This is a genomic window from Candidatus Cloacimonas sp., from assembly GCA_039680785.1.
GTDB lineage: Bacteria > Cloacimonadota > Cloacimonadia > Cloacimonadales > Cloacimonadaceae > Cloacimonas.
On sequence record JBDKSF010000053.1, the window covers coordinates 1 to 8504 of the forward strand.

Below are 8504 nucleotides of genomic sequence, written 5' to 3' on the forward strand. Positions count from 1 at the left end.
CTTTTGCGGTGCCAAGTACAGGTGGACGCCGTTCCGCCTTATTTTTTCGGCGCTACAGCGAGCGCCGGTACAAAAATATTGCCAGGTACAGGTGGACGCCGTTCTTCCTGTAAAATATACTCTCACAGATTTTATTTTGGAAACACAAAATGCGGAGCTTCAGCGAGCTCCGACTACACGAAAAAAACTTGACAGATATTTGCATATAATTATTAAAGTAATTATGAATAAGTTCTAAAGGGATTGATAGGATATGCTAATCTTAAAAAGGCAGGAAACATTACCATATTTACCAAACATTATTATGTCTATCTTAACAAGGCAAACAACATTGCCATATTTACCGAACATTATTATGTTTATCTTAACAAAGCCAAGCAGATTACTGTTTCTCCTTTTACAGAACATAAATATACCTTTTTTAACCCTGTATTTGATGATTATCAAGCAAAAGAAAAAACTCTACGGGAGGATACCGTGAAAAAGACATTTTTACTTATTATCTTAGTTATCAGCTCAATATTACTTTTTGCTCAAAACGAGGATTGGCTCTGGGCAAAGCAAGCCGGGGGAACAGATTATGATTGGTGTAATAGCATTGCTGTTGATGCTAACGGAAACAGCTATGTTACAAGTAATTTTAATGGTTGTGCTACCTTCGGTACTACTACCTTAACCAGCAGTGGGGTGTATGACATCTTTGTTGCTAAGCTGGACAGCAACGGAAACTGGCTCTGGGCAAAGCAAGCTGGAGGGACAAATGAAGATTATGGCTATAGCATTGCAGTTGATGCCAACGGAAACAGTTATGTTACCGGTGGATTTTCTGGTAATGCTACCTTCGGAACTACTACTTTAAACAGCAGTGGTGATCCTGACATCTTTGTTGCCAAGTTGGATAGAAATGGTAACTGGCTCTGGGCAAAGCAAGCCGGAGGAACAAGTGGTGATTGTGGCAATAGCATTGCTGTTGATGATAACGGAAACAACTATGTTACCGGATTATTTAAAAGTAGTGCTACATTTGGAACTACTATTTTAACAAGCAGTGGAAGCTCTGACATCTTTGTTGCCAAGCTGGATAATAACGGTAACTGGCTATGGGCAAAGCAAGCCGGTGGAACAAGCAATGATGATAAAGGTTATGGAATTGCTGCTGATGCTAACGGAAACAGCTATTTAACAGGTTATTTTGGAGGAAGTGCTACCTTCGGCACTATTACCTTAACCTGCAGTGGTTGGTATGATATTTTTGTTGCTAAGATTGATAGCAACGGTAACTGGCTCTGGGCAAAGCAAGCCGGGGGAACAGATTATGATGAGGGAAAGAGCATTACTGTTGATACCAACGGTAACAGCTATGTTACAGGTGTTTTTTCTGGTAGTGCCACCTTTGGAACTACTACACTAACCAGTTATGACATATTTATTGCCAAACTGGACAGCAACGGGAACTGGCTCTGGGCAAAGCAAGCTGGGGGAACAGTTTGTGATGAGGGTAATAGCATTGCTGTTGATTACGACGGAAACATATATGTTACCGGTTGGTTTTCTGATAGTGCTACCTTCGGCAATACTACATTAACCAGTAGTGTACATTATGTATATTCTAATAACAGGGATATTTTTGTTACAAAGCTGGATAGTAACGGTAACTGGCTCTGGGCAAAGCAAGCCGGGGGAACAGGTGATGATTATAGCTATAGCATTGCTGTTGATTCCGATGGAAACAGCTATGTTACAGGTAATTTTTATGTTATTGCTAACTTCGGCACTACTACCTTAACAAGCAGTGGTAGCTCTGATATTTTTATCTCCAAAATAGGTAACCTTTATCAGGTCTTAGCTCCGAATGGAGGAGAACAGTGGAGTATGGGAAGCACAAAGACCGTTTACTGGAATTTTAGTGCAGGTAATTATGTAAATATCCAATTATCTTTGGATAATGGAGCAAATTGGATAATGCTAAATTCCAGTCCGGTTGAGGTAGCATTGGGAAGATTTTCCTTCACTGTCCCTGATGTAAGCTCCAATCAATGCTTAATAAAAGTGGTAAGAACAGAAAATTGTAATTGTTTTGATATTTCAGATGAGACATTCACTATTAGTGATAACGTGCCCTATTATTTATTATTAACGGCACCCAATTATTCTAAACTACAGGCAGGAAGAAACTATTCCATCAATTGGACAGCATCTGGAACCACTATGGTAAATTTAACTTATTCTTATGATGCTGGGCTTACCTGGAATGATATTGCTACTTCTCTTCCAGCCAATTTGGGAACTTATGAATGGACTGTTCCTGATATTAGTGGTCCTATCTGCTATTTAAAAGTATCCGATTCTGCCCAGCCCGCTGTTTACGATTGGAGTGACCAATCATTTAGTATTTATAAGATACAATTACTAAGTCCTAATGGTGGGGAAATATGGGGAGCTGAAAGTATAAAGAATATTAGCTGGTCAGTAGCTAATATTAGTAATTTAAAACTGGAATACAGTTCGGATAACGGCAATTCCTGGTTAACGATAGCCGATAATGTTTCTGCTGCTGCAGGCAGCTATAGCTGGACTTTGCCCAATATTATTTCCAGCCAATGTTTAATAAAAATCTCAGATGCTGCCGATAATACAATTTGGGATATAAGCGACAATCCCTTTATAATCCGCCCGTATATTATTGTAATTGACCCAAACGGGAATGAGTATTTTACAGTGAATAGTATATATAGTATATTTTGGTTAAATACGGAAGAGGTGTCCTTTGTTTTAATTGATTATAGTATTGATGGAGGAGTAAATTGGCTGCCTGTTCACACCAGTCCCTATCCTGCATCTGTAGGCAGATATGACTGGTTAGTGCCCAATAATCCTTCTACCAATTGTCTGATAAAAGTGCGCAATTCTGACAATAGCGCCATTTTTGATGTATCGGATGAGGTCTTTACTATCAATCCGGTATTATTGCCACCCACAGTGAATTTTACAGCTGATGTCACTTCCGGGTTACAGCCCCTGGAAGTTCATTTTACAGATCAATCCACTGCCGGAACGGGTAATATTAACGCTTGGAATTGGGATTTTGGCAATGGAGATAATTCCAATGAGCAAAACCCGGTTTATGTATATCAAGACCCGGGAGTGTATTCGGTTACACTAACGGTTACTAATTCTGCCGATTCTACTGCTTCCCTTACCAGAGAAAATTATATAAATGTTATCCAACGCGTTCCTGAGATAGAGATTAATCCGCCAACAGTCCTGAATTTCGGTATTGTGTATTTGGGTAGTAGTTCTGCTCCCTCTTCCGTTGTGATCAGCAATACTGGCACAGCCGAATTGCTTGTTGATAACCTTAGTTGGGAAGAACCCAATTCTCTCTTCAGTTTGGAAAACATAGAGCTTCCGATAGCTATCCCTGTGGGTGAAGAGACCGAAATATCTTTGCTATTTACTCCGCAGGTAGCAGGAACAGTTAGTAATAACCTTTATATCCACAATAATTCCGTAAATTCTCCGCTTTATACTTTAAAGCTGAGAGGCACTGGTGAATATGTTCCTCCGAAACCGCCCAATAACCTTGTCTGTGTAATAGATGGCTACGATGCTGTACTTACTTGGGATGCTGTAACTGAGACCATTTTTGATACCCCTATTGTGCCGGATTATTACCTTGTGTTTTATAATGGCTCAGCTAATCCCGACGGGGAGTTTTATTTTCTCGGTGCTACACCTGATTTAACTTATACGCACTCCTTAGTAGGTTTACATACAACATATATGTTTTATCGGGTTGTTGCCTATAAGTTTTATGGCAGAGGGAAAATTGACCTGATAAACTTGGGTTTGACCAGAGGAATGACCGAAACCGAAGTTAGGAATATATTGCAAGCGGGAGAAACGAGGATTTCAGAAACAAGGATTTCAGGATTTAAGGATTAAGAGGATAAATTTGCAGAGGGCTGAGAGCAGAGAGAAAAAAAATAATAGGACTGGGATGAACAGCTTAAAAGGATTTATGGGATTATTAAATAGAAATGGGTTGAAGAGAACTCCTTTCTCTTTTTGTGTAGTCGGAGGACGTCGTTCCTCTGCAAGAAAGAGTTACCACTATGCGGAGCTTCAGCAAGTTCCGGCTACACCAAAAAAGATTGGCAGGTTTGAAGAAAAATATAAAAGAAAAAAGGAATAAAGGAGTTTATGCAGAAATGTGTACCATAATAAACCAAGTTACATTGAACTATATTTACCATGTAAAAATAGACATTCTTTGTCTCTTTGTTTTTTTAAAATCAAATAGAAATATAAAACTCTACGGGAGGATATCGTGAAAAAGACATTTTTTCTATTTATCTTAGTTCTCTGCTCAATATTACTTTTTGCCCAAACCGAGGAATGGCTCTGGGCAAAGCAAATCGGGGGAACAGATAATGATTCTGGCAATAGCATTGCTATTGATGCCAACGGAAACAGCTATGTAACTGGTTATTTTTCTGGTAGTGCTACCTTCGGCAATACTACTTTAACCAGCAGTGGAAGATCTGATATTTTTATTGCCAAAATGGATAACAATGGTAACTGGCTCTGGTCAAAGCAAGCTGGGGGAACAAATAATGATTCTGGTAGTAGAATTGCTGTTGATGACAACGGAAATATCTATATTACAGGAAGTTTTGAAAGTAGTAGCATAACCTTCGGCTCTATAACTTTAACAAATAGTTACAGTGTAAATAATGACATCTTTGTTGCCAAGTTGGATAGCAACGGTAACTGGCTCTGGGCAAAGCAAGCCGGGGGAACAAATATTGATGGAAGCAGTGGCATTGCTATTGATGCCAACGGAAACAGCTATGTTACAGGAAGTTTTTCTAGTAGTAGTTGTTACTTCGGCACTATTACTTTAACCAGCAGTGGTAGTATGGATATCTTTGTTGCCAAGCTGGATAGCAACGGTAACTGGCTCTGGGCAAAGCAAGCCGGGGGAACAGATTATGATTGGGGAGATGGTATTGCTGTTGATGCTAATGGAAACAGCTATGTTACTGGTAATTTTTTTATTAATGCTACATTCGGCACTATTACTTTAACCAGTAATGGTAGTTATGGCATCTTTGTTGCCAAGCTGGACAGCAACGGTAACTGGCTCTGGGCAAAGCAACCTGAAGAAGCATTTTATACTGAAGGCCTGGACATTGCTGTTGATGCCAATGGTAACAGCTATGTTACAGGTATTTTTCAAGGAAGTGCTACTTTTGGAGCTACTAACCTATACAGTAACTTTGATTATGGGAATATATTTATAGCAAAGATGGATAGCAATGGTAACTGGCTCTGGGCAAAGCAAGCTGGGGGAAATGATTATTATATTTGCAATTGTATGTGCTATAGCATTGTTGTTGATGACAACGGTAACAGCTATGTTACAGGTTTTTTTGATGGTACCGCTACATTTGGAGCTACTACCTTAACAAGCATTGGTTATCGGGATATCTTTGTTACCAAGCTGGATAGCAACGGTAACTGGCTCTGGGCAAAGCAAGCGGGTGGATATAGTTATGTAGAAGGCAAAAACATTGCTGTAGACGCAAACGGAAACAGCTATGTTACAGGTTGTTTTGCAGAAAGTGCTACCTTTGGCACTACTACCTTAACCAGCAGTGGTGGAGATGACATTTTTATCTCCAAAATAGGTTTACCTGTTTATCAGGTCTTAGCTCCGAATGGGGGAGAACAATGGAGGATGGGAATCACAAAAACCATTTACTGGAATTCTAATATGTGTAATTATGTAAATATCCAATTATCAATGGATAATGGAGTAAATTGGATAATGCTGAATTCCAGTCCAATTGAGGAGACCTTAGGCAAATTTTCTTTCACCGTCCCTTATGTAAGCTCCAGTAATTGTCTAATTAAAGTGGTAAGCACTATAAACAGCTCCTGGTTTGATATTTCAGATGAGACATTTTCTATTAGCAGTTCAGAGCCCTATTCTTTATCTTTCACGGAGCCCAATTATTCTAAGTTACAAGCAGGAAGAAATTACTCCATCAATTGGACAGCAACAGGAGTCAATATGGTAAATTTAGTTTATTCCTGTGATGCTGGGCTTACCTGGAATAGTATTGCTACTTCTCTTCCTGCCAATATGGGAACTTATGAATGGACTGTTCCTGATATTAGTGCTCCTATCTGCTACTTAAAAGTATGCGATTCTTCCCAGCCCTCTGTTTACGATTGGAGTGACCAGTCATTTAGTATTTGTAAGTTACAATTGCTCAACCCTAATGGTCTAGAAATATGGGGAGCTCAGAGTAGAAAGAATATTAGCTGGTCAGTAGCTTATATCAATAATCTGAAACTGGAATACAGCTCTGATAATGGCAATTCCTGGGTAACGATAGCCAATTATGTTTCTGCTGCTACAGGAAGTTATAGTTGGATTATACCTAATATTAATTCCAATCAATGCTTAATCAAAATCTCGGATGCCTCCGATGATACAATTTGGGATATAAGCGATAATCCCTTTACCATCCGTCCACAAATTACAATAATTACTCCTAATGGTAATGAATACATAACAGTTTATAGTATTTATAATATACTTTGGTCAAGTATGGAAGAGGGAACTTTTGTTGTAATTGATTATAGTATTGATGGAGGAGTAAACTGGCTACCTGTTCAAGCCAGTCCTATAAATGCTTCAATCGGGAGATATGATTGGTTTGTACCCAATAATCCCTCTGCCAATTGTCTGGTAAAAGTTCGCGATTCTGCCAATAGTGCCATTTTTGATGTATCGGATGGTGTTTTTACTATCACTCCTTTAATTATACCACCCACAGTGAGTTTTACAACTGATGTCACTTCCGGGTTACAGCCCTTGGAAGTTCATTTTACTGACCAATCCACTGCCGGAACGGGCAATATTTACTTTTGGAATTGGGATTTTGGCAATGGAGATAATTCTAATGAACAAAATCCTGTTTATGTATATCATCAGCCGGGGGTGTATTCAGTTACGCTAACAATTACCAATTCTTACGATTCTACCGCTTCCTTTACCAGAGAGAATTATATAACTGTTATCCAACGTGTTCCCGAGATAGAGGTTAATCCGCCAACAGTCCTGAATTTCGGTATTGTTTATCTGGGCAGTAGTTCTGCTCCCTTTTCCGTTGTGATCAGCAATACCGGCACAGCAGAGTTGCTTATTGATAACCTTAGTTGGGAAGAATCCAATTCTCTCTTCAGTTTGGTAAATATAGCACTTCCGATAACTATTCCCGCAGGAGAAGAAGCCGCAATATCTTTGCTTTTTACTCCGCAGGTGGCAGGAACAGTTAGTGATACCCTTTATATTCACAATAATTCCGTAAATTCTCCGCTTTATACTTTAGAGCTAAGAGGCACGGGTGAATATGTTCCTCCAAAACCACCTGATAACCTTGTCTGCGTGATGGATGGCTACAATGCTGTTCTTACCTGGGATGCAGTAACGGAGACCATTTTTGATACCCCTATTGTGCCGGATTATTACCTTGTGTTTTACAATGGCTCAGCCAATCCCGACGGGGAGTTTTATTTTCACGGTGCTACACCGGATTTAACTTATACCCACTCATTAGTAGGTTTACACGCACCCTATATGTTTTATCGGGTTGTTGCCTATAAGTTCTATGGCAGGGAGATAGTTGACCTGAGAAACTTGGGTTTGAGCAGAGGAATGACCGAAACCGAGGTTAGGAATATATTGCAAGCGGGAGAAACGAGGATTTCAGAATAAGTTTTAGCCACCGAAAACACCGAAGATACCGAAAAATGTAAGTACACAGATTAAAAAAGAATAGGTCTGGAAGAAATAAGATTGGAAGGATTTAAGGATTAAGAGGATAAATTTGCTTAGGGCTGAGAGCAGAGAGAAAAGATAATAGCTCTGAGATGAACAGGATTATAGAGATTTTGGGGATTGTTAAAACACTAATTTCCCTAAAAAGCCCCTTGTGGGCGACACAAACATAGCGATGGGGCGTAAGCCCCTCGATAAAAATGACACAACCTCATTTTTTTTTACAACCCTAAAAAGCCCCTTGTGGGCGACACAATCATAGCGATGAGGCGTAAATAATCTGTCGGCAGTCAAAATCGGCCTATACTATGAGATTATTAATGACATTGTTCAAAGATAGGAAAAAAGAATGAAATTGTCTGGCAGATCACAAGCAAAACCGATTTTAACTCAAAGGGGAACACAATCATAGCGATGGGGCGTAAGCCCCTCGAAAAGAAAGACATATAAGGATAAAAGTTCCGTTAGGAACGACACATACTAACGACGGGTTTTTAACCCGTTGCATTGAAACAATGATAAAAAAGTCCATGCGGAACGACAAATAATAGCGACGGTTTTAACCCGGCGATAAATAAAGGAGGGTTGACCTCCTGGTCAACCCACAACAAAAAAATATCAAGCTTCCCTAAAATTAAGCGGGAACTGT

General features: G+C 39.5%; 4 protein-coding genes. All 4 read left to right on the forward strand.

Features of this window, described 5'->3' with window-relative positions; genetic code table 11:
* The coding region (locus tag ABFC98_03460; GenBank protein ID MEN6445085.1) for a hypothetical protein at positions 1–238 on the forward strand (238 nt) is incomplete at its 5' end.
* Positions 239–243: 5 nt separating this feature from the next.
* A complete protein-coding gene (locus ABFC98_03465) occupies positions 244–3945 on the forward strand; it encodes an SBBP repeat-containing protein (GenBank protein ID MEN6445086.1) in 3702 nt (1233 codons plus the stop codon).
* A gap of 55 nt (positions 3946–4000) precedes the next feature.
* On the forward strand, positions 4001–4195 hold the full coding sequence (locus tag ABFC98_03470) for a hypothetical protein (protein ID MEN6445087.1): 195 nt from the start codon (positions 4001–4003) through the stop codon (positions 4193–4195).
* A gap of 135 nt (positions 4196–4330) precedes the next feature.
* Positions 4331–7792, forward strand: a complete 3462-nt coding sequence (locus ABFC98_03475) for an SBBP repeat-containing protein (protein ID MEN6445088.1) — start codon at positions 4331–4333, stop codon at positions 7790–7792.
* The last annotated feature ends 712 nt before the right edge of the window (positions 7793–8504 follow it).

Bases quoted from the DNA above. Each gene is read 5' to 3' on its own strand.
- ABFC98_03470 (MEN6445087.1), top strand. From the start codon at position 4,001: ATGAACAGCTTAAAAGGATTTATGGGATTATTAAATAGAAATGGGTTG.